This window comes from Streptomyces sp. GL_141, assembly GCF_057834385.1.
In genome coordinates this window covers 2,562,024-2,580,132 of sequence record NZ_CM174402.1, presented here as the reverse complement: position 1 = coordinate 2,580,132, position 18,109 = coordinate 2,562,024, and the positions used below count along the sequence as shown (strand labels likewise).

Genomic DNA, 18,109 nt, shown 5'->3' with positions numbered 1-18,109 from the left:
ACCCGGCGCCACAGCAGTACAGGTACGGCACGGCAGGAGACGGCACAGGTACCGCGATCGGTTCGTTTCGGCCGATCTTTTTCGTCGGCGCGCGCACTCGGGGGAGGATGTACGCATGCAGCCCAGAAACATGTCCATGAGCGGCGTCGTCGACCTCGCCGCGGTGAAGGCGGCCGGTGAGGCCAAGGCCAAGGCCGAGCAGGCCCGCGCCGAGGCGGCCCGGAAGGCCGCTCAGGGCGGTGCACCCGCGCCCGCCGGGGCCGTTCCGCCGTCCGCGCTCGTCTTCGACACCGACGAGACCCGCTTCGAGAGCCACGTCGTCCCGCTCTCGGGCGAGGTTCCGGTCATCCTCGACTTCCGCGCCGAGGGCTTCGATCAGGGGCAGGAGCTGAGCCTGCTGCTGGAGCGGCTCACCATCGAGGCGAACGGCCGGCTCGCGCTGGCCGCGCTCGACGTCGCCGCCAACCAGAACCTGATCCGCGAGTTCCGCATCCAGGCGCTCCCGGCCGTCTTCGCCGTGGTCGCCGGTCAGGCGATGCCGCTCTTCCAGGACTTCGTGTCCGAGGGCGAGGTCCGCGGGGTCCTGGCCCAGCTGGTCCAGATCGCCGAGGAGCGCTTCGGGGTCATCGGCGTCGAGGTGGACCCCGGCGCCGAGGGCGCCGCCCCGGGTCCGGGCGCGGTGGAGGCCGAGGAGCCGGCCGGTCCGTACGACGCGCTGCTCGACGAGGCGATCGAGGCGCTGGACGCCGACGACCTCGACGGGGCGGTGCGCGCCTACAAGAACGTACTGGCGGCCGATCCGTCCAACACCGACGCCAAGCTGGGCCTCGCCCAGACCGAGCTGTTCGTCCGGGTCAAGGACATGAACCCGCAGGCGGTGCGTGCCGCGGCGGCCGAGAACCCGAAGGACCCGGCGGCGCAGATCGCCGCGGCCGACCTGGATCTGGCCGGCGGTCACGTGGCGGACGCCTTCGGGCGGCTGGTGGACACCGTGAAGGTGACGTTCGGTGAGGACCGGGACGCGGTGCGCGTGCGGCTGCTGGAGATGTTCGAAGTGGTCGGCCCGGACAACCCGCTCGTGACCTCGGCCCGTACGGCGCTCGCGCGGGTGCTGTTCTAGCACCGGCACAGGACCGACACAGCACCGGCACACCACCGGTGATTTGTTGACACAGAGATAAACAGCGGCCGCGCTTTGCCAAAACTTGGTAATCGCGGCCGCTGTTACTCGCAGTAAATCGAACCCCGTGAACTATCCGGTGTGTTCACTTTTCCCCCCTTCTGTCGTGGCCCTTGGTGACACCCTGTGTTGCGGCCCGACAGGGGCAGGACTCCCTCAGGTTATCTGGCCGTTACCCGCCAGTAACGAACCCCCTTGTGCCCCGCTCGTGAATGGACCACGATCGGCGACGCCCGGTCCTTCCCGCAGAGCCGCTCACCCGGAGCGCGGTGGAGGGTCCCCACCGGGCCGGCCTGTGGCAGTGGCACCGGCCGCGGGACAGGGGGGTCTCCGTCACACGGCGGGGCCTGTCCCCCCAGGTTGCGCGAACGCGTGGCCAAGTGGTTGTCGCTCGGGGGTGAACGCCGGTGTACGGACGCGGTATTGCCGCGGCTCGGCCGCTCGCGCTCCTTCCCGAGGACGTAGCACTTCTCCCATCCCAGGACGGGCACCGCCCGGACCGGAGATGTACGTCCGAGAAGGAGGAACGAACATGATTTCCCAGATTCGTGGCGGGACCAGATGGAAGCGCTTCGCGCTCGTCATGGTGCCGAGCATCGCCGCCACGGCGGCGGTTGGTGTGGGTCTGGCGCAGGGTGCCCTCGCGGCGTCCTTCAGCGTCTCGGGCCAGGACTTCAAGGTCAGTGCCGACTCGCTCGTCGGTACCGACATGATCCAGTACGGCAGCGTGGCCCAGGGCGCGACCCTGGAGTCGGACAAGAAGTCCTACCACCCGGTGATCATCTCTGGCTTCAAGGAAGCCACGATCACCAACATGTGCCAGTCGCTGGTGACGAAGACGCCGCTCGGCAACATCACCATGCAGCTGAGGACGGGTCACAAGGGCTCGCCCGCCGTCGCGAAGAACATCTACCTCGACGTCGCCGAGCTCGACGCGGACGCCGTCCTGGGCGACCTCGACATCGGTGTCGCGGCTGGTGACGGCTCGCACGCCACCAAGCCGAAGGCGGGCACGCTGGCGGACGGCGCCCTGTTCTCGCAGCGCGCCAAGACGGCCACGCTGACGAAGGTGCGCCAGAAGGCGTGGGCGACGACGGCGGGAACCTTCACGCTGCCCGACCTCAACCTGCGCCTGTTCGGCGGCGACAAGCCGTGCTACCCGGACGAGAAGTAGTCCGTCCGGACTCCTGACCGGACGGGCCGGGGGCGACGGCCACCGTCGTCGTCGGCCCGTCCGGGCTCTACATCGTTCTCCGTACCACCCGTTTTCAGGGAGCTGTTGTCCATGAACCCCCAGGCCCCGGTTTACGTGCGCGCCGAAGACGACGCCTGGCTCACGGTGGCGTACTACCACTTCCACGCCTGGAGCGGGCGCCGCCCCTTCTGGGCCGGTCTGGTCACCCTCCTCGGCGGCCTTCCGATCGGCTACATCCCGTACGCGGACGTCCGCCTCGGCAACGTCACCTTCGCGATGGCGACGACGGCCGGCGCCGGCTCACTGATCATCGGCGTCCTGCTGGTCACCCTGGGCCTTGCGCTCTGGTTCCAGCAGGGCATCCGGATCTTCGCCGGAGTCGCAGCGATCCTGCTGGCGCTGGTGTCCCTGCCGGTGTCGAACCTCGGTGGCTTCGGCGTCGGGTTCACCCTCGCGCTGGTCGGCGGCGGCCTCGCGCTGGCCTGGGTGCCGGGTGGGCCGGCCGAGCCCGTGCAGGCACAGGCCGTGGACCTCGGCAAGGACGCGGGGGCTTCGCTGCCGCAGGAGACGCAGCAGGCGACCCCCCAGGTTTTCCCGGGACAGCGCGAGACGGAAACGACGGCATACGCGAGCGAGACGACTGCCCACGCCGATGGCGGGAGGAACAGTGCGGGGTGACGAAACGCAACGGGGCGAGGCTCCGGGTGCGGAGTCCCGTGAAAGGAAGGGCCCGCGCCACGCGGCGCCCAGGAAGTCGCTGCTGACCAAGATCCAGATACCCGTCGGCAAGACGATGGCGCTGGCCGCCATGCCGACCGCGGTGTTCGTCGGCATGAGCATGGCGCCGAAGCTGGCGGTGGCCGACGACAAGGAGATCCCCTTCGCGCCCGGACCGTGCGTGACGCGGTCCGACGAGCCCGCGGAATCGGCGTCCCCGTCGGCGAAGACGCCTTCCAAGACGCCTTCGAAGACTCCTCGGACGACTCCCGCACCGGGCAAGTCGCCCACCGCGGTGCCTTCGCCGAGCACGAGCCCGTCGGCCACCAAGCCCGCGGCGAAGCCCGCCGAGAAGCCCGGCCTCATGCCGGCGGCGGTGCCTCCGGCCAAGGCGGAGAACCCGCTGGACCCGCTCGGCGTCGGCGACGCGATCAAGGGCCTGGTCGACGAGCTCGGCAAGCCCCTCACGGGCACCCCGGCCGCGCCGACCCCGACCCCGACCGCCACCGCGACCGCCGCGCCCGCCGCGGACCCGGCAGCGGCCGCGATCCGCGACGCCGCGAAGACGGCGGGCGTCACCGTCTCGGAGCTCTCCGAGGAGGTCAAGGGCACCGCGACCCTCCCGAAGGACGAGACGGGCAAGACGGTCAAGCCGAAGCCCAAGCCGGTGCCGGAAACGGTGACGGAGGGCGAGGGTGAAGGCGCGAAGGGCAAGGGCGGCAAGGAACCCTTCCCCTGCCCGACCTACGACGCCAAGGCGCTGGCCGCCGCCGAACTGGAGCCGGGCATCCCGCTGCTCCCGGACGAGCCCTGGTACCTGGACAGCTCGCTGCTGACCCTCTACGGCCTCGACTACGAGGGCATCGTCGAGGTGAAGACGGCGGGCGGCAAGATCAAGACCGTCCTGAAGTTCACCGCGGACTCGCTGGACATCAAGGACCTCTACCAGACGGTCGGCACCGGCAAGAACATCGCCCACCTGAAGTCCCGCCCCGGGTCCACCTCGAAGATCCGCGGGGCCAAGGTGACGATGTACACCGAGAGCCTCAAGGGCAACCTCTTCGGTCTGATCCCGATCGAGTTCACCCCGAAGAGCCCGCCGCCCCTGAACGTCCCCTTCGCGTTCTTCACGAACGTCAAGGTCGTCCAGGCCGGCCAGTTCGGCGGCACCCTGACCGTCCCGGGCCTCAAGAACTACATCGGCCCGGCGGAGTAGACCCGTACGTACGGCCTCGCGCGGCCGGACGCACCGAGGGCGGCACCCTGATCCTCATCGGATCGGGGTGCCGCCCTCGGTCTCTGTGCGGCAGAGTCTTACGGGTGGAGCGGTGCGGCGGGTGCGAATCAGTCGCGGGCGCCGCTGCCCAGGTGGTGGACCCGGACCATGTTGGTGGTGCCCGGGACGCCGGGGGGCGAGCCGGCCGTGATGATCATGGTGTCGCCCTTGTTGTACCGCTTGAGCTTCAGCATCTCCACGTCGACGAGGTCGACCATGGAGTCCGTGTTGTCCACGTGCGGGACGACGTAGGACTCGACGCCCCAGCTCAGCGTGAGCTGGTTGCGGGTGCCCTCGTCGGTGGTGAAGGCCAGGATCGGCTGGTTCGCGCGGTAGCGCGACAGACGGCGGGCGGTGTCACCGGAGTGGGTGAAGGCGACCAGGGCCTTGCCGTCCAGGAAGTCCGCGATCTCGCAGGCCGCGCGGGCGACGGAGCCGCCCTGGGTGCGGGGCTTCTTGCCCGGGACCAGCGGCTGCAGGCCCTTGGACAGGAGCTCCTCCTCGGCCGCCTCGACGATCTTCGACATCGTCTTGACGGTCTCGATCGGGTAGGCGCCGACCGAGGACTCGGCGGACAGCATGACCGCGTCCGCGCCGTCGAGGATCGCGTTGGCGACGTCGGAGGCCTCCGCGCGCGTCGGGCGCGAGTTGGTGATCATCGACTCCATCATCTGGGTCGCGACGATCACCGGCTTGGCGTTGCGGCGGCACATCTCCACGAGGCGCTTCTGCACCATCGGGACCTTCTCGAGCGGGTACTCGACGGCGAGGTCGCCACGGGCGACCATGACCGCGTCGAAGGCCGCGACGACGCCCTCCATGTTGGCGACGGCCTGCGGCTTCTCGACCTTGGCGATGACGGGGACCCGGCGGCCCTCCTCGTCCATGACCTTGTGGACGTCCTTGACGTCGTCGGCGTCACGCACGAAGGACAGGGCGACCATGTCGCAGCCCATCCGCAGGGCGAAGCGGAGGTCGTCGACGTCCTTCTCCGACAGGGCGGGGACGTTGACGGCGGCACCCGGCAGGTTGATGCCCTTGTGGTCCGAGATGACACCGCCCTCGATGACGATGGTCTTGACCCGGGGGCCCTCGACCTCGGTCACCCGGAGCTCGACGTTGCCGTCGTTGATCAGGACCTGGTCGCCCTTGGAGACGTCGCCCGGCAGACCCTTGTAGGTCGTGCCGCAGATGGACTTGTCGCCCGGGACGTCCTCGGTGGTGATGGTGAACTCGTCACCGCGGACGAGCTCGACGGGACCCTCGGCGAAGGTCTCCAGGCGGATCTTCGGGCCCTGGAGGTCGGCGAGGACGCCGACGGCACGCCCGGTGTCCTCGGAGACCTTCCGGACGCGGTCGTACCGCTCCTGGTGTTCTGCCTGGGAGCCGTGGCTGAAGTTGAATCGGGCCACGTTCATACCGGCCTCTACGAGAGCTTTCAGCTGCTCGTAAGAGTCGACGGCGGGGCCCAGCGTGCAGACGATTTTGGAACGGCGCATGGAGCGGATCCTATCGGTTTGTTTCGTAGCGGAATATTCCACCTGGCGGAAAGTCCAAAGTGACTAACCGGTAACCAGCGCGTACGTCTGGCTGGCGATCTCCAGTTCCTCGTCCGTCGGGACCACGGCCACCGCCACCCGCGCGTACTCCGCGGACACCAGGCGCGGCTCGGGGGACCGTACCGAGTTGGCCTCCAGGTCGAGGGCCAGGCCCAGCTCGGCCAGACCGGCCAGGGCCATCTCCCGGATCTCGGACGAGTTCTCGCCCACGCCCGCCGTGAAGGCGACCGCGTCCACCCGCCCGAGGACCGCCGAGTAGGCGCCGATGTACTTCTTCAGACGGTGGATGTACGAGGCCAGTGCCAGGCGTGCGGAGGCGTCGCCCTCCGCGGCCCGCCGCTGCACCTCGCGCATGTCGTTGTCGCCGCACAGACCCAGCAGACCGCTCTTCTTGTTGAGCAGCGAGTCGATCTCGTCGATGGACATGCCCCCCACCCGTGCCAGGTGGAAGACGACCGCCGGGTCCAGATCGCCCGAACGGGTGCCCATGACCAGGCCCTCCAGCGGGGTCAGCCCCATGGAGGTCTCCACGCACACCCCGCCGTGCACGGCCGAGGCCGAGGCGCCGTTGCCCAGGTGGAGCACGATCACGTTCACGTCCTGCTCGGCCTTGCCGAGGAGGCGGGCCGTGGCCCGGGCGACGTAGGCGTGCGAGGTGCCGTGGAACCCGTACCGCCGGATGGAGTACTTGTCGGCCGTCGCGGCGTCGATCGCGTACCGCGCCACGTGCTCCGGCATGGTCGAGTGGAAGGCCGTGTCGAAGACGGCGACCTGCGGCAGGTCGGGGCGCAGCTCCCGCGCCACCTCGATGCCGGTCACGTTCGCCGGGTTGTGCAGCGGGGCGAGCGGGATCAGGGCGCGGATCTCGGCCAGGACGACGTCGTCGATCAGCGTCGGGTGGGTGAACTTGGTCCCGCCGTGCACCACCCGGTGGCCCACGGCGGCCAGCTCGGGGGAGTCCAGCCCCAGCCCGTCGGCGGCCAGCTCCGCCGAGACGGCCCGCAGCGCCGCCCCGTGGTCGGCGATCGGACCGGTCGTCACGCGCTTGCCGCCCGCGGCGCCCGGACCGGTCAGCGGCTCGTGGCTGAGCCGTGAGGTCTCCTCACCGATGCGCTCCACCAGGCCGACCGCCAGGCGGGAGGAGTCCGCCATGTCGAGCAGCTGGTACTTCACCGACGAGGAGCCGGAGTTGAGGACGAGTACGCGCGATGCGGTCACGATGAGGGTCTTTCCTTTGCGGTGGGGGCTCGGTGGGGGAGGGGCTCAGCCGGCCACGGGCTCAGTCGGCCCCGGGTTCAGTCGGCCCCGGGTTCAGCCGGTCACGGGCCGGGACTGCGCCTGGATCGCGGTGATGGCCACGGTGGTGACGATGTCCTGCACCAGGGCGCCGCGAGAGAGGTCGTTGACCGGCTTGCGCAGACCCTGCAGCACCGGGCCGACCGCCACGGCGCCGGCCGAGCGCTGCACGGCCTTGTACGTGTTGTTGCCGGTGTTGAGGTCGGGGAAGATCAGCACCGTCGCGCGGCCGGCCACCTCGGACTCGGGCAGCTTGGTCGCGGCGACCGAGGGCTCGACGGCGGCGTCGTACTGGATCGGACCCTCGATCAGCAGGTCGGGGCGCTGCTCGCGGACGAGCTCGGTGGCCTTGCGGACCTTGTCCACGTCGGCGCCCGACCCGGAGGTGCCGGTCGAGTACGAGAGCATCGCGATCCGCGGCTCCAGGCCGAACGCGGCGGCGGTGGTGGCCGACTGGACGGCGATGTCGGCGAGCTGCTCGGCGTTGGGGTCCGGGTTCACGGCGCAGTCGCCGTACGCGAGGACCTTGTCGGCCAGGCACATGAAGAAGACCGAGGAGACGATGGACGCGTCGGGCTTGGTCTTGATGATCTCGAAGGCCGGGCGGATGGTGGCGGCGGTGGAGTGCACCGAGCCGGAGACCATGCCGTCGGCGAGGCCCTCCTGGACCATCAGGGTGCCGAAGTAGTTGACGTCGGTGACCACGTCGTGGGCCAGCTCGACCGTCATCCCCTTGTGGGCACGGGCCTTGGCGTAGTACTCGGCGAACCGTTCCCGCAGCGGGGAGGTCGCCGGGTCGATGAGCTGGGCGGCCGAGATGTCGATGCCCAGGTCGGCGGCCTTCTTCAGGATCGCCTGCTCCTCGCCCAGCAGGGTGATGTCGCAGACCCCGCGGCGCAGCACCACGTCGGCGGCGCGCAGCACGCGCTCCTCGGTGCCCTCGGGGAGGACCACGCGGCGGCGCTCGGCGCGGGCCTGCTCCAGCAGCTGGTTCTCGAACATCATCGGCGTGACCCGCTCGGAGCGGGCCACCGAGAGCACCTCGCGCAGCTCGGCGGTGTCCACGTGGCGCTCGAACAGGCCGAGCGCGGTCTCCAGCTTGCGCGGGGTCGCGGAGTTCAGCCGGCTCTGCAGCGCGAAGAGTTCGGCGGCCGTGGGGAAGCTGTTGCCGGCCACCGAGACCACCGGGGTGCCCGGAGCCAGCTTGGAGGCCAGCGTCAGGATGTCCTTGCTCGGGCGCTCGTTCAGCGTCAGCAGCACGCCGGCGATCGGCGGGGTGCCGGAGGTGTGCGCGGCGAGCGCGCCGATGACCAGGTCGGAGCGGTCTCCGGGGGTGACGACCAGGCAGCCGGGGGTCAGGGCGTTCAGGAAGTTCGGCAGCATGGCCCCGCCGAAGACGAAGTCCAGGGCGTCGCGGGCCAGTCCGGCCTCGTCGCCGAGGAGCACCTCGCCGCCGAGCGCCCGGGTGATCTGGGCGACCGTCGGGGCGGACAGGTGCTTGTCGTCCGGCAGGACGTAGCAGGGCACGGGGAGCCTGGCGGCCAGGCGCTCGGCTATCACCTCGCGGTCCTCGGCGGCGACGCGGTTGACGACCATCGCGCCCACGTGGCAGCCCAGCGCCTCGTAGGCGCGGTAGGCGTTGCGGGTCTCGGCGCGCACGGCCTCGGCCGGGTGCTTGGTGCCGCCCACGACGGGGATGACCAGCGCGCCCAGCTCGTTGGCGAGGCGGGCGTTGAGCGCCAGCTCGTCCGGGAGGTTGGTGTCGGCGTAGTCGGTGCCGAGGACCAGCATGACCTCGTAGTCGCGCGCCACCTTGTGGTAGCGGCCGACGAGCTGGGAGACCAGTTCGTCGGTGCCCTTCTCGGCCAGGATGGCGGAGGCCTCGTGGTACTCCATGCCGTACGCCGTCGCGGCGTCCTGCTCGATCCGGTACCGGCCCTTGAGGAGGTCGAAGAGCCGGTCGGGCCCGTCGTGCAACAGGGGGCGGTACACGCCCACCCGGCCTGTCTGGCGGGTCAGGAGCTCCATGATGCCCAGCTCGACGACCTGGCGGCCGTCCCCCCGCTCGATCCCCGTCACGTACACGCTGCGCGTCACGCGTGCTCTCCGTCCCAATTCGAGTCGGTTGTCCCAGTTAATGTGGGCTTGACCTCTTGACAATACCCCTGCGATTCCTTAGGACGCCCGCCGGGAGAAGGGCCCGCCGGAGGGGGCCGAAAGGCCCTGTGGGCCCCCCGCGGACGGAGCGCCACGGAGCGCGCACCCCCCGGGGCCCGTGGAACAATCGGACAGGCTTCATCAATACGCCCTTCATATGGCACCTCATATGGCACCTCATATGTCGCGTCGACTGTGCGCCCGCACGCGAACAGTCACGTACGACCAGGAGCAGGAGACACAGCACGATGCGTATCGGAGTTCTCACCGCAGGCGGCGACTGCCCGGGCCTCAACGCTGTCATCCGGTCGGTCGTACACCGTGCCGTGGTCGGGCACGGCGACGAGGTCATCGGCTTCGAGGACGGCTTCAAGGGCCTCCTCGACGGCAACTACCGCCCCCTCGACATCAACGCGGTCAGCGGCATCCTGGCCCGCGGCGGCACGATCCTCGGATCGGCCCGCATGGAGCGCGCCCGCCTCCACGAAGCGGCCGAGAACGCCGTCGAACTGGCGAAGCGCTACGGCATCGACGCCCTGATCCCGATCGGCGGCGAGGGCACCCTGACGGCCGCCCGGATGCTGTCGGACGCCGGCATGCCGGTCGTCGGCGTACCGAAGACCATCGACAACGACATCTCCTCCACCGACCGCACCTTCGGCTTCGACACCGCCGTCATGGTCGCCACGGAGGCCATCGACCGCCTCAAGACCACCGCCGAATCGCACCAGCGCGTCATGGTCGTCGAGGTCATGGGCCGTCACGCGGGCTGGATCGCCCTGGAGTCCGGCATGGCCGGCGGCGCCCACGGAATCTGCCTGCCGGAGCGCCCGTTCGAGGTGGACGCCCTGGTCAAGATGGTGGAGGAACGATTCGCCCGCGGTAAGAAGTTCGCCGTCATCTGCGTGGCCGAAGGCGCGCACCCCGGCGAGGGCTCCATGCCGTACGAGAAGGGCGCGATCGACCAGTACGGCCACGAGCGGTTCGCCGGCATCGGCAACCGCCTCGCCGTCGAGCTGGAGCGGCGCCTGGGCAAGGAAGCCCGCCCGGTCATCCTCGGCCACGTCCAGCGCGGCGGCACCCCCACCGCCTACGACCGCGTCCTCGCGACCCGCTTCGGCTGGCACGCGGTCGAGGGCGTCCACCGCGGTGATTTCGGCAACATGACCGCCCTGCGCGGCACCGACATCGTCATGGCCCCGCTGGCCGACGCCGTCACCGAGCTGAAGACCGTCCCCGAGGACCGCATGTACGAGGCCGAGTCCGTCTTCTGACCGCCCCGGCCGGGACTTCCGTCCCGAATTCCGCCGCCGAACGGCCCGGTCCGCACCGCCCCTCCGGGGCCGCGGAGACCGGCCGCCAGGCGCGGACGGCCCGTCCGCGTCCCCACCGGGACGGGGACGGGCCGCACCTCGTTCGGACCCCTCCCCGCGTTATGATCCGAAGACTCCGCCGTTGGGGGATTGATTGGCCGAGCCGCACATGGCCGGATCGGGCCGCGAAGTCCAGGCCCCTCATCCGGCTCCCGTGCGCACGATGGAAGGTTCCCGTCTCCCGTGGCGACCCGCCCTGCCCTTTTGACCAGTAGGAACGCCGAGAACCCGCCGGCGGGCCAGGACGGCGGCCCGGCCGCGGCGCCGTCCCCGGCACCGCGGCGGTGGCCCGTGCTCGCCGCGGCCGTGGGCCTGTCGTGGGCGCTGCCGCTGCTCCTCGACGCGCTCAGCCTGGACGTGGTGCTGATCCCCGTCCTGGTTCTGGCGATCGGCTCGCTGATCCGGGTGGGCGGCGGCCTCCTCGACCGCCTGGTCGTCTCCGCCTTCATCCTCTGCGGTGCCGTCATGGCCTTCGGCCTGCTCTTCTCCGTCTGGCCGTGGGGGCTGGCCCCGGTCCCCGGCGCCGGATTCCTGCTGACCGTCGTGTCCGTCTGCGGCTGGCTGTCCGGCCGGCGCCCGCACATCCCCCTGCGGCTGCGCGGCACGGACGCGCTGGTGCTCGGCACCTTCGCGGTGGTCTGGCACTACATGCACCACCCGCTCGCCGGTAAGTCGATCACCGAGCGGCTGGCCTTCTTCGTCACGTCCGAGGACCGGATGGGGCACTTCTCGTACTTCGACGGCATCCACCACGTCGGCGGCTACAACTTCCTCCACCAGGAGGCCGCCAAGACGTTCATGATGACCCCCTCGGAGGCCGTCTACCCGCAGGGCACCCACTTCCTGCTGGCGTGGGTCGACGTCCTCGTGAAGTCCTCGACCGACGGCGGCCCCGCCGCCGAGATGATGAACCGGTACCTCCTGTACGTCATCGGCGCCTACGCCCTGCTCTGCGCCGTCCTGGTCTGGGCCGCCCGCTGGATCGGCGGCCCGCGCCTGCGCGGCTGGCGCGCCGCGGCGGTCTGCGCCAGCGTGATGGCGGTCATGCTGTCCGGCTCCATGGCGAACCTCGTCGAGAAGGGCTTCGACTCCGAGACGGTCGGACTGCTGTTCCTCGCCGTCGGACTGGCGCTGCTCGTGCGGCCCGCGATGGGCCGGGCCGAGTTCGCCCTCGTCGCAGTGGCCGGCCTGGTCACCGTCACCTTCGTCTACAACCTCTACGGGGCCCTGCTCGGCCTGGCCCTGGCCGCGGTCCTCGTCGTCCACCGGCGGCGCTTCGCCCCCCGGCGCAAGCTGCTCCTCGGGGTCCTCGCGGGCGGCACGCTGCTCGCGGGGCTGCCCAGCGTCTTCTCCGTCCTGACCAAGCTGGACGTCTCCAAGACCTCGAACCTCGCCGGCCCGATGGTCGTCCCCGACCGCCCGGTGCTCATCGGATGCGCCCTCGCGGCCCTGCTGGCCGCCTCCCTGCGGATGAACCGGCGCACCGGCACCGGACAGATGGTCCTGGTCCTGGTCCTCGGCGCGATGGCGATGCTCACCCTCTTCGGCGTCTACCAGACGAAGACCATCGGCTACCTCTCGTACTACTTCGAGAAGCTGGCCGCCGCCGGTCTGGTGATCAGCGTGATCTCGCTGGGCCTGGTCGGGCTCCTGCTGACCCCCGCGGAACGGCCGAAGGGCTCAGCCCGCCGCCGCCGGGCGGAGCGGCTGCTCCAGTCCGGCCTCGCGGTGGTCACCGCACTGGCCCTGTTCGGAGGCGTGCAGTTCGGCGTCCCCTCGGGGTGGATCAGCTTCGCCAAGCGGCTGAACACGACCTCGGCCTTCAACGAGAGCCCGATGCTCAAGTGGGCCAGGGGCGAGGCCCGCAGCGACATGGGCCCGCCGGCCCGGGCGCTCGTCGGGCGGGACCTCAAGGACCGGCCGGGCCCGGTGATCGCCCTGTACTCGAACGACTCGTACCTGAACCTGAAGTCCACCTTCCTCGCCCAGCTCCTGAACCACCGGGCGGGCGACATGGTGGCGCTGTACGAGATCTTCTACGTCAAGATGGGCGGCCCGCCCACCGACAAGGACGCCAAGAACCAGGAGTTCGCGAAGCAGTACGACACCTCTCTGGTCCACCTGAAGAAGGCGCTCGCCGAGGGCCCCGCCGCGCCGACCATCCTGGTCGGAGACCGGACGGTGGCGGACCGGCTGACGAAGGACCTCTCCCGGGCGGGCATCACGGCGACCGTGGTGTACGCGCCGCTGCCGCCGCACTAGCGGCCGCCGGCCGGGGCTGCCGACCGGCCCCCCGGGCGGGACCTGCGCCCCGAGTTCGAACGCCGAAAGGCCCCGATCACGTCCTCGTCTGGACGCGGTCGGGGCCTTTCCCGTAGGGAGCCCGAGGGGGAAATGTGTCCTACGCCGCACCTCCGGCGAGGGACCAGAACCGCTCCACGATGTCCGTGAGGTACTCACGTCCCGAATCGCCGCTGCCGGCCTCGCCCTGGCCGCCGCCCCAGCTCAGGGTCGCCACCATCCGCGTCTGGTACTCGCCGTGCAGCTGCTCCAGTACCCGCTCCAGGTGCGCCTTGGGCACCGGGAGCAGCTTGGTCAGCGGCTTCACGTACGCCTGCCAGCGCGTGGTCACCGCGCTGCGCAGCAGCTCGGCCAGCTCCTCGTGCTTGCCGGTCGCCGTCACGAACTGGGCCAGGGTCAGCCCCAGCGCCGTCGCCAGCGCCGCGGACTGCCGCTCGTTGCCCTTCCAGCGGCCGGTGTCCTCCATCTTCTGGTAGGCACCCGCCTCCACCCCGACCCGGCGGGCCAGATCCTCGGCGGCCAGGCCCCGGGCGATGCGGTGCTCCCGCAGGGTGACGGGCTCCGCGAGCAGCTCGCCCGGGGAACACCAGAGGACGCCGGCCAGGGCGGTGAGCTCGGGGGAGGTGGGCGAAATCTCGCCACGCTCCCATGCCATCACGGTCTCGGGAGTGACGAGCAGTCCGTACTGGGCCCGCAGGCCGTAGGCGACATGACCGGGAGCCATGCCCAGGGCCGCGCGGAGACGACGCGCGGCGGGGGCATTGAAGGGGGGGCTGGAGTGCACATGGCACACCGTAGGAGTGGCTGAGGCGCGGCGACTACAGACCAATCAAACAAGCCCATAACTCGTAGGAAAGTCCTATGGAGTTACGTGCTTTGGACGGTTTTCCCTGCGACTGTCCGGTAATCGGGGCGATCCGTGATCCACTTCCTAGCGTACGTTTCCGGCCGCCCGTAGCGATAGCCCCCTGCGTGATCCCTCTCACAAGACCGGACCGCTCCGAACCGGCCATCCGCCCCCTCCGTGCTCCATGAGGCGGAGGCCCTCGCTCACGGGGGTGGCGAGGGCCCCCGCGAACCCCTTCCCGGGATCCGGAAGAGCGCGGGCCGCTACCGTCGCGGCATCGGGGTGAGCCAGACCGTGGCCAGGGGCGGGAGGGTCAGGCGCAGGCTGGCCGCCCGGCCCTGGGCGGGGACCGGCTCGGGGCGCACCGGCTGGGTGTGGTGGACGCCGCTGCCGCCGTAGCGCTGCTGGTCGGTGTTGAGGACCTCCCGCCACAGCGGGACCTCTTCCGGGACCCCGATCCGGTACCCGTGCCGGACCACCGGCGAGAAGTTCGAGACGCAGAGCAGCTGCGAGCCGTCCTGGGTGAAGCGCAGGAAGGCGAAGACGTTGTCCTCCGCCGCGTCCGCCTCCACCCACGCGAACCCCTCCGGCACCGTGTCCCGCTCCCACAGGGCCGGAGCCGCCCGGTAGGTGTGGTTCAGGTCGCCCACGAGGCTGCGCACCCCCCGGTGGTCGCCGGACGCCGCGTACGAGGAGTCCAGCAGCCACCAGTCCGGGCCGTACGTCTCGGACCACTCCGAGCCCTGCGCGAACTCCTGCCCCATGAAGAGCAGCTGCTTGCCCGGGTGGGCCCACATGAAGCCCAGGTACGCCCGGTGCGCGGCCCGCTGCTGCCACCAGTCGCCGGGCATCTTCGACACCAGCGAGCCCTTGCCGTGCACCACCTCGTCGTGCGAGATCGGCAGCACGTAGTTCTCGCTGAACGCGTAGACCATCCCGAAGGTCATGTCGTGGTGGTGGTACTTGCGGTGCACCGACTCCTTGGACGCGTAGCGCAGGGTGTCGTGCATCCAGCCCATGTTCCACTTCAGGCCGAAGCCGAGACCGCCCCCGTCCGTGGGCCGGGTGACGCCCGGCCACGCCGTGGACTCCTCGGCGATCGTCACCACGCCCGGGCAGCGCCGGTAGACGGTGGCGTTCATCTCCTGGAGCAGCGCCACCGCGTCCAGGTTCTCCCGCCCGCCGTGCTCGTTCGGCGTCCACTCGCCGTCCTTGCGCGAGTAGTCGAGGTAGAGCATCGAGGCCACCGCGTCCACGCGCAGCCCGTCCACGTGGAACTCCTGGCACCAGTAGACGGCGTTGGCGACCAGGAAGTTGCGGACCTCCCGGCGCCCGTAGTCGAACTCCAGCGTTCCCCAGTCCGGGTGCGCGGCCCGCTGCGGGTCGTGGTGCTCGTACAGCGGCCGCCCGTCGAACTCGGCGAGCGCCCAGTCGTCGCGCGGGAAGTGCGCCGGCACCCAGTCGACGATCACCCCGATCCCGGCCCGGTGCAGCGAGTCCACCAGGAAGCGGAAGTCGTCCGGGGTGCCCATCCGGGAGGTCGGCGCGTAGAAGCCGGTGACCTGGTAGCCCCAGGAGCCGCCGAAGGGGTGCTCGGCGACCGGCATCAGCTCCACGTGCGTGAAGCCGAGCTCCGTCACGTACGCCGGCAGCTGCTCGGCCAGCTGCCGGTAGGAGAGCCCGGGCCGCCAGGACGCCAGGTGCAGCTCGTAGACGGAGAAGGGGGCCTGGTGGGGCGGGCGCTCCCCGCGCCGCGCCATCCACTCCGCGTCCTGCCAGACGTAGGAGGAGGCCGTCACCACCGAGGCGTTGGCCGGCGGGACCTCGGCGTGCTTGGCCATCGGGTCGGCGCGCAGGGTGTGCGAGCCGTCCGGGCGGGTGATGTCGTACTTGTACAGGGCTCCCTCGCCGACGCCGGGCAGGAACAGCTCCCACACGCCGGTCGCCCCGAGCGAGCGCATCGGGTAGGCGACCGAGTCCCAGTACGAGAAGTCCCCGCTGACCCGCACCCCCTGCGCGTTCGGCGCCCACACCGTGAACCGGGTGCCCGCCACGCCCTGGTGCTCCATCGGCTCCGCGCCGAGCGCCGTCCACAGCTCCTCGTGCCGGCCCTCACCGATCAGGTGCAGGTCGAGCTCGCCGAGCGCGGGCAGGAACCGGTAGGGGTCGTGGACCTCCACCTCGTCGCTGTCGTACGTCACCAGCAGCCGGTAGTCCGGCACCCCGGTCAGCGGCAGCATCCCGGAGAACAGCCCGTCGCCGTCGTCGTGGAGCTCGGCCCGCAGCCCCTTGGCGAGGACGGTGACCGCCTTCGCGTGCGGGCGCAGCACCCGGAAGGACACCCCGCTCCGCTGGACGCGGGCGCCGAGCACCCCGTGCGGATCGTGGTGGCGGCCCTCCAGCAGCCGGGCCCGTTCCTCCGCGCCCAGCGCCGGCGCCGGCCGGACCCCGTGCGAGGGTGCGGACCGCCGGGCCCTGGGGGCCCGGGGCTTCTTCACACTCGTTTCGGCGGGGGTGCCGGCGGCTTCAACGGCGGTCTTGGCTTCGTCGCGGACGGTCGGTGACGGCTGTCGTGCGGCGCTCACGCGAGCGGCCTCCTCGGGGGCTTCGGGTGGAGGGTGGGGGATCCTGGGGCGGGGAGCTGCGTGCGGTGCGACGGGGGACGCTGCGGCTCCGACAGCCGCCGGATCGCCGCCATCGGCACGTGCAGCCAGTCGGGGCGGTGCCGGGACTCGTAGCGGGCCTCGTACACCGCCTTGTCGGTCTCGTAGGCGCGCAGGAGCACGGGGTCCTCGCGCGGGTCCCGGCCGGTCGTGCGGGCGTAGCCCTCGCAGAAGGCGGCCCGGCAGTCGTCCGCCCAGGCGGGGGCGAACGGCCGGTGCGAGCGGGCCGCGTAGTCGAAGGAGCGCAGTATCCCGGCGATGTCCCGGACCGCCGGCTCGGGGCGGCGCCGGTCGGCCAGCGGCCGGGCCGGCTCGCCCTCGAAGTCGATCAGCGCCCAGCTGCCGTCGGCGGTGCGCAGGGTCTGGCCCAGGTGCAGGTCCCCGTGGATCCGCTGGGCGCGGACCCCGGTCCCGCGGGAGGCGGCCAGGGCGTCGAAGGCGCCGCGCAGCCCCGCCTCGTAGGGGCGCAGGGCCGGTACCTCGCGGGCGGTGGCGGCGAGCCGGGCCGTCATCCCGGCGGCCAGCCGGGCCGTCTGCTCCGGGCCCAGCGCGACGGTGGGCAGGGCCCCGGCCAGCGCGCTGTGCACCTCGGCGGTGGCCCGGCCGAGCGCGTGCGCCTCGGCGGTGAAGTCGGCCCCGGTGCGCAGCCGGTGCAGCGCGAGCTGCCAGCCGTCGTCGGAGCCGCGCAGGTACGGCTGGAGCACGCCCAGGGTCAGCGGTTCGGAGCCGGGCAGCTCGGCCTCGTACCAGGCGACGGGCGCGGGCACCCGGGCGCAGCCGGCGGCGGCCAGGGCGCGGGGCAGTTCCAGGTCGGGATTGACCCCGGGGCCGACCCGCCGGAAGACCTTCAGGATGTACGAATCCCCGTAGATCAGCGAGGAGTTGGTCTGTTCCCCGGACAGCGGCCGGGGGGTGGGCGCCTCGGGGATCTCGGCGGCCGGATCCCGGTCGAAGCGGAGCGGGCCGAGGGTGCCGGGGGAGCGCAGCCGCTCCAGGAGCAGCGAGGCGAGCCGCGGATCGCCCAGCCCCTCGTAGACCGACAGGCCGGCGTACGGGCCCTGCTCGGCGCGGCCGATCAGCGCGGGCGCGAGGGCCGGCGGCAGCGGGCTCGGGCGGATGCCGAGCAGGAGCTGGTAGCAGTCCCCGTCCACGTCCAGCAGCAGGTGCAGCAGTCCGGCGGTGGATCCGGGCGGCAGCAGTTCGGCCGCCGAGATGGTCCTGAGCCGTCCGATGGCGCGGCCCTTGCCCGCGAACCAGCGCTGTCCGGGCAGCCAGGCCCGCAGCATCGGTTCCAATGGACCCAGCCCGAGCCGCGGCCCGAGCCCGGCGGCCCGGTCGGCGGTGAGCCGATCCCGGGCGGATGCAGCCTCCGACATGGCGTCGCGTCCTTTCCCCGGGCCGTCAAAGAATGCGCAGAGTGTCCCGGATCGCGGTGTGTGCTTCTCCGGTGTGAGCGAGTGTCGGGTCAGAAGGGTCCGTACAGGGGCGGGCGATTGACCCATTCGCCCGCCCTCGTGCACCGCGTGCGTCGTCACTGCGAGCGGA

12 protein-coding genes are annotated in these 18,109 nt (G+C 71.3%); 6 read left to right on the top strand and 6 right to left on the bottom strand.

Going from position 1 to position 18,109, the window contains the following annotated elements; genetic code table 11:
* Positions 1-115 precede the first annotated feature (115 nt).
* The 4 genes from AC3IX6_RS10795 to AC3IX6_RS10780 all read left to right on the top strand — a co-directional run bounded on the left by AC3IX6_RS10795 (position 116) and on the right by AC3IX6_RS10780 (position 4,308).
* Positions 116-1,120: a tetratricopeptide repeat protein gene (locus tag AC3IX6_RS10795; RefSeq protein WP_489369951.1), complete on the top strand. Its 1,005-nt coding sequence runs from the start codon at positions 116-118 to the stop codon at positions 1,118-1,120.
* Positions 1,121-1,712: 592 nt separating this feature from the next.
* Complete coding sequence (locus AC3IX6_RS10790; RefSeq protein ID WP_489369950.1) at positions 1,713-2,354, top strand: DUF6230 family protein; 642 nt, start codon at positions 1,713-1,715, stop codon at positions 2,352-2,354.
* A 111-nt stretch (positions 2,355-2,465) separates the two neighbouring features.
* On the top strand, positions 2,466-3,053 hold the full coding sequence (locus AC3IX6_RS10785) for a DUF6114 domain-containing protein (protein WP_489369949.1): 588 nt from the start codon (positions 2,466-2,468) through the stop codon (positions 3,051-3,053).
* The gene (locus AC3IX6_RS10780; protein WP_489369948.1) at positions 3,043-4,308 is read left to right on the top strand and encodes a hypothetical protein; all 1,266 of its coding nucleotides are present in this window, start codon (positions 3,043-3,045) and stop codon (positions 4,306-4,308) included. Before AC3IX6_RS10785 ends, AC3IX6_RS10780 begins: the two co-directional genes overlap by 11 nt.
* A gap of 128 nt (positions 4,309-4,436) precedes the next feature.
* Here the strand turns inward: AC3IX6_RS10780 and pyk are convergent, their stop codons facing one another.
* The 3 genes from pyk to pta form a co-directional block, all read right to left on the bottom strand.
* A complete protein-coding gene (pyk, locus tag AC3IX6_RS10775; RefSeq protein ID WP_489369947.1) occupies positions 4,437-5,867 on the bottom strand; it encodes a pyruvate kinase in 1,431 nt (476 codons plus the stop codon).
* A 63-nt stretch (positions 5,868-5,930) separates the two neighbouring features.
* Positions 5,931-7,145 carry an acetate/propionate family kinase gene (locus tag AC3IX6_RS10770; RefSeq protein WP_489369946.1) on the bottom strand — a complete coding sequence of 405 codons (1,215 nt, stop codon included), beginning with the start codon at positions 7,143-7,145 and terminating at the stop codon, positions 5,931-5,933.
* A 93-nt stretch (positions 7,146-7,238) separates the two neighbouring features.
* Positions 7,239-9,320, bottom strand: coding sequence for a phosphate acetyltransferase (gene pta, locus AC3IX6_RS10765; RefSeq protein WP_489369945.1), 2,082 nt, complete (start codon positions 9,318-9,320; stop codon positions 7,239-7,241).
* A gap of 308 nt (positions 9,321-9,628) precedes the next feature.
* On the opposite strand from pta, the gene AC3IX6_RS10760 reads away from it, so the two are divergent.
* Together AC3IX6_RS10760 and AC3IX6_RS10755 are read left to right on the top strand one after the other, a co-directional pair.
* Entirely contained in the window at positions 9,629-10,654 is a 1,026-nt protein-coding gene (locus AC3IX6_RS10760; protein ID WP_383952623.1) for an ATP-dependent 6-phosphofructokinase, read from the top strand.
* 303 nt (positions 10,655-10,957) lie between these two features.
* Entirely contained in the window at positions 10,958-13,015 is a 2,058-nt protein-coding gene (locus AC3IX6_RS10755; protein ID WP_489369944.1) for a hypothetical protein, read from the top strand.
* A gap of 139 nt (positions 13,016-13,154) precedes the next feature.
* Here the strand turns inward: AC3IX6_RS10755 and AC3IX6_RS10750 are convergent, their stop codons facing one another.
* From AC3IX6_RS10750 to AC3IX6_RS10740, 3 genes are all read right to left on the bottom strand, one after another.
* Positions 13,155-13,838, bottom strand: coding sequence for an XRE family transcriptional regulator (locus AC3IX6_RS10750; protein ID WP_489369943.1), 684 nt, complete (start codon positions 13,836-13,838; stop codon positions 13,155-13,157).
* Positions 13,839-14,164: 326 nt separating this feature from the next.
* Positions 14,165-16,528, bottom strand: a complete 2,364-nt coding sequence (gene glgB, locus AC3IX6_RS10745) for a 1,4-alpha-glucan branching enzyme (protein ID WP_489371401.1) — start codon at positions 16,526-16,528, stop codon at positions 14,165-14,167.
* Positions 16,483-17,940 carry a maltokinase N-terminal cap-like domain-containing protein gene (locus AC3IX6_RS10740; RefSeq protein WP_489369942.1) on the bottom strand — a complete coding sequence of 486 codons (1,458 nt, stop codon included), beginning with the start codon at positions 17,938-17,940 and terminating at the stop codon, positions 16,483-16,485. Before AC3IX6_RS10740 ends, glgB begins: the two co-directional genes overlap by 46 nt.
* Between the last annotated feature and the right edge of the window lie 169 nt (positions 17,941-18,109).

Coding starts and splice junctions, on each gene's coding strand:
- AC3IX6_RS10760 (WP_383952623.1), top strand. CDS start 9,629: ATGCGTATCGGAGTTCTCACCGCAGGCGGCGACTGCCCGGGCCTCAAC.
- AC3IX6_RS10795 (WP_489369951.1), top strand. CDS start 116: ATGCAGCCCAGAAACATGTCCATGAGCGGCGTCGTCGACCTCGCCGCG.
- pyk (WP_489369947.1), bottom strand. CDS start 5,867: ATGCGCCGTTCCAAAATCGTCTGCACGCTGGGCCCCGCCGTCGACTCT.
- AC3IX6_RS10790 (WP_489369950.1), top strand. CDS start 1,713: ATGATTTCCCAGATTCGTGGCGGGACCAGATGGAAGCGCTTCGCGCTC.
- AC3IX6_RS10740 (WP_489369942.1), bottom strand. CDS start 17,940: ATGTCGGAGGCTGCATCCGCCCGGGATCGGCTCACCGCCGACCGGGCC.
- AC3IX6_RS10785 (WP_489369949.1), top strand. CDS start 2,466: ATGAACCCCCAGGCCCCGGTTTACGTGCGCGCCGAAGACGACGCCTGG.